Source organism: Kitasatospora sp. NPDC097605 (assembly GCF_040302725.1).
Taxonomy (GTDB): Bacteria; Actinomycetota; Actinomycetes; order Streptomycetales; family Streptomycetaceae; genus Kitasatospora.
Genome location: NZ_JBEOSF010000084.1, coordinates 1 through 3,630 on the forward strand (window position 1 = coordinate 1; position 3,630 = coordinate 3,630).

Sequence of the window (3,630 nt, forward strand, 5' to 3'; positions counted from 1 at the left end):
CATTGCAGGCAATCACTGTGGCATCCTTGTCGCTCCGGCAGCAGTAGCTGATCGTAGCGCTGATGCTGGAGTTCATTTTTACTTTTGCTATCATCTTTCTTTCTTCCTTTTTGCTTTCTGGCTTCGGTGCAACCGTTGCCGGAAACAAGCGTTTTGAGAAAGGACGCAGTCCCTCAAAACACTGCTTGCCAAATAAAGCGTCCAACCTTTGAAACGACAATATAGGAGTTTTAAAGGATTTTTACATGAACCGTAATTTTATAGCTGGATTAAACAGCGAATAAATTTGCGCCTCTTTTTTTCTCTTCCTTTCTTTTTTCCTTTTCCCAGATCTTTTTTCCCTAAACCGCAAATCTGCCGAAGGAGATAAGCCGTTATGTGTGGGGGGCAATTAACCTCATTTTTTACCCCAAATAAGACTGTCAGTTTGATTTTTATTGAAAAGACGGGTAATACGGCAGAAAAAAAAATAAACGTCTTATATCGTCTTATTTGAGGCCGGCCCGCCCCCCGGCGACCCTCTTTCTTTTTTTTGTTTTTTTGTTTTTTTTTCGTCGACCCCTTCAGCTTCAAAAAGAAGAGAAATCCGGTCTTTTTTGCCTTAAATACCCGGCGTTTGAGGGACAACAGTTCTTTTTAATTATTTTAAATACTTTCCTATTTTACTCCCTTGTAAAGGTCTGACTGTCAGAGTCTATGAAGCTCGAAAACGAACCTTTTATAACATTAAACGAACCTTTTATAACATTAAACGAACCTTTTATAACATTAAACGAACCTTTTATAACATTCAAAGACTTAATTAAAAGAACAGTTCTTTTAATTAGTACTTTTTAAGTATATTTGATAAAATTTATATTAAATATGAAGGATTTAGGGATTATAACCGAACAGGACGCAAATAAAGTAGGAGAAGTCCTCTATAAACAGCATAATGCGCTTACTTCCGGCCGTTATGATTTTACAGCTTGCCAGTTGGATATCATGTTTATGGTGTTAGCTTCACTAAAAGAGAATGAAACTGCTTATAAAATCCATGTTACCGACATTGAATTGATCACTGGTCGCAAATGGAACATTTCCCAACTGACTGAAAGCACGGAGGGCTTACTTACACGAATGTTTGAAGTTGATTCAGAGGATGGTTATACACAATTCGTCTTGTTTCAGTACTTTAAGTATCTAAAGGGAACAAGGACTATTGAGGTCAAACTTTCTGAAATATCCCTGCCGTATTTTTTCGACCTCAAAAATAACTTTACCCATTTTCAGCTTAAGTCCGTCCTTGATTGCTCTTCCAGTTATGCTAAAAGACTTTACATGTTAGCATGCCAATGGCGCACTGTTGGAAAATTTCCTCGTCCTATACCTATAACCGAATTAAAGAAAATGCTTGGGCTGGTCGATAAAAAGGGAAATGAACAATATGCGGAGATAACAGGTTTTAAAACAAAAGTATTGGACATTGCAAAAAAGCAAATAAACGAGCATACGGACATACATTTTGATTATGAACTTTATAAAAAAGGACGTTCTTTCGAGTTCATTCAAATATTTGTAAACAGTTCAAAAAACAAACCTGATCAATTAGAGATTGATTTCCAAAAGGACATTGATTTTCAGAAAGATGTGCGCAACGTTATGGCATATGGATTAAGTAAGGAATATTCCGAATTGATTGTAAAAGATGGTTATACCAAGTTTATAGCGTTTATTGAGGATCTGAATGCAAAAATTCGACAAGGCAAAGCATCCATTGAAAAATCAACGGCCTATATCGTTGGAGCGTATCAGAAAAAAGGTGTACTACCTAAAAAAGAAAATTAGAAATTTAGGCTAAGCTGATCTACGCTAATCTGTGTAGGTGATCGGTAATGAGCTCCCCTAAATAGTCAATATCAAAAGGCTTTTCTATAAAACCATCTGCACAGGCATCTTCTGTAATTTGTTGCAGTCCCACCGCAGTGGATAATAATATAACAGGAATGTTGTTTGTAACGGGATTCGCTTTTATTTCCTTGCAAATATCACTACCAGAACCATTCATTACCACATGATCTAACATTATTAAATCTGGCTGTATAATGGATATATCCTCAATAATCGAGGAATAAATAGAGGCTATGACTTTATAGCCTTGGTCTTCAAGAATTATGGTAATAATATCGAGTATATCCTGATCATTCTCGACAACCAAAATTTTACTTTGCATAATGAGTTGTGTATGGCAGAACGTGTCAAATGTACTGAAATCATTTCGTTGTACCCCCCTTCGTTAATTTACCCTCCTTTTACTTCTTGTTCAGCTCTTGAAGGTACTTTTGATACATGTTTTCACCTCCTTTTTCCTTTCTCATCCACTGGATAAAAGTCGCTTGGTTGCTTATGGTTTGCTCTGCTTTCTCTAATTTATTTTCCTTTTTAACCCCATAAATCACCCCTGCTGCACCTATTAGAAGAAACACAAGGGAAGAAATAATAAGGGCACCGAAATATTTATCCTTTGCTCCAATGGTTAAATGCCTGGTCAATTTTATCTCTGCAGGAACATTTACTTTTTCAATCATTCCCCCCAGTTTAACAATGTTTTCGTTAACTGCATGGTGTAGGTTTTTGGCTTCTTTAGTGGAGTCTTCCAGTCTTTGGACACTTGCGCCTAATCCTTCAATATTGATCGCCTTAAGCCGTTTTATTTCGCTTAAAAGTGCCTCATTCAGTATCTCACTCATATATTTTCTCGTTTAAATATTTTATCATTCCTTCAATTTTGGCGGCATAGGCCAACACTCCTTCTTTCCGGCAAAGCTGGGCGATCTGGTTAATGTTGTTCCCTACTCGGGAGATATCCCGTAATAAAGCGGCTTTTTCTGCTGTCATGGCCTCTTTTATGTCTTTTCCTTTAGCAAGCTCCCGCATGACCTCTGCAACGCTCTGCCGGCTTTTAAATGCTTTTTCCCTGAACTCGTCGTATTCTTTCTCAGTTAGCATAATTTTCACCTGTTTAGTCCGCTTTTCGGTAGGGTCTAAAACCTTTCTCCCTGTCGTTTTTGGTTCTTTTTCCATTATCTGCCCATGCTAAAACCTTTGCGCTGTGTTTGCTCCGGTGCTTTTATTTCCATCTCCAACTCCTGCTTAAGTTCTTTCGATATCGCCCTTGTCAGGCCATGCTGTTTGGTGATATCAATACTTGCCCCTTTGGCCTTATAGCCAATATTGTTGTCTTTTAACCGCTCCCCCTGGTTGTCTACCATATTGGCAAGTAAGTGGTAATGAATGTGCCCTTTTTCTGCATGCCTGATAGCCACAAATTGGGTTTGAGTAAGGTCTAAACCTGCATTCTTCCCCTTCCCTTTTGCAAGCCTTTGGATGTAATCCTGTAAAATTTCATCTTCCTTCTTTCCGGCCAGCTTGGCCGTGTCTTCCGGAGAATGGGAAATGATGATCTGCATAATTTTATTTTTAAGTTCTGGACGTTGATCGGCCTGCGCCTGAAACTGCTTGATCAGAAGCTCGCGGTCCACTTGGCTCGTGGTGCCATTGCAGGCAATCACTGTGGCATCCTTGTCGCTCCGGCAGCAGTAGCTGATCGTAGCGCTGATGCTGGAGTTCATTTTTACTTTTGCTATCATC

General features: G+C 38.8%; 6 protein-coding genes. 1 reads left to right on the forward strand and 5 read right to left on the reverse strand.

The window, feature by feature from the left end; all coding sequences use genetic code 11:
* The coding region (locus ABTX81_RS39415) for a hypothetical protein (RefSeq protein ID WP_350555749.1) at nucleotides 1–205 on the reverse strand (205 nt) is incomplete at its 3' end.
* Between the two features lie 659 nt (nucleotides 206–864).
* Here ABTX81_RS39415 and ABTX81_RS39420 point away from each other — a divergent pair.
* Entirely contained in the window at nucleotides 865–1,827 is a 963-nt protein-coding gene (locus ABTX81_RS39420; RefSeq protein ID WP_350502496.1) for a replication initiation protein, read from the forward strand.
* A 19-nt stretch (nucleotides 1,828–1,846) separates the two neighbouring features.
* On the opposite strand, the gene ABTX81_RS39425 is transcribed toward ABTX81_RS39420, so the two are convergent.
* From ABTX81_RS39425 to ABTX81_RS39440, 4 genes are all read right to left on the reverse strand, one after another.
* Nucleotides 1,847–2,212 (reverse strand): response regulator transcription factor, encoded by a 366-nt coding sequence (locus tag ABTX81_RS39425; protein ID WP_350502495.1) that lies wholly within the window; start codon nucleotides 2,210–2,212, stop codon nucleotides 1,847–1,849.
* 79 nt (nucleotides 2,213–2,291) lie between these two features.
* Nucleotides 2,292–2,729, reverse strand: coding sequence for a hypothetical protein (locus ABTX81_RS39430; protein ID WP_350502494.1), 438 nt, complete (start codon nucleotides 2,727–2,729; stop codon nucleotides 2,292–2,294).
* Entirely contained in the window at nucleotides 2,722–3,063 is a 342-nt protein-coding gene (locus ABTX81_RS39435) for a plasmid mobilization protein (RefSeq protein ID WP_350502493.1), read from the reverse strand. Before ABTX81_RS39435 ends, ABTX81_RS39430 begins: the two co-directional genes overlap by 8 nt.
* Nucleotides 3,063–3,630: relaxase/mobilization nuclease domain-containing protein (locus tag ABTX81_RS39440; RefSeq protein ID WP_350555751.1), on the reverse strand; the 568-nt coding region annotated here is incomplete at its 5' end. The genes ABTX81_RS39440 and ABTX81_RS39435, both read right to left, overlap by 1 nt.

Bases quoted from the DNA above. Each gene is read 5' to 3' on its own strand.
- ABTX81_RS39420 (WP_350502496.1), top strand. From the start codon at position 865: ATGAAGGATTTAGGGATTATAACCGAACAGGACGCAAATAAAGTAGGA.
- ABTX81_RS39425 (WP_350502495.1), bottom strand. From the start codon at position 2,212: ATGCAAAGTAAAATTTTGGTTGTCGAGAATGATCAGGATATACTCGAT.
- ABTX81_RS39430 (WP_350502494.1), bottom strand. From the start codon at position 2,729: ATGAGTGAGATACTGAATGAGGCACTTTTAAGCGAAATAAAACGGCTT.
- ABTX81_RS39435 (WP_350502493.1), bottom strand. From the start codon at position 3,063: ATGGAAAAAGAACCAAAAACGACAGGGAGAAAGGTTTTAGACCCTACC.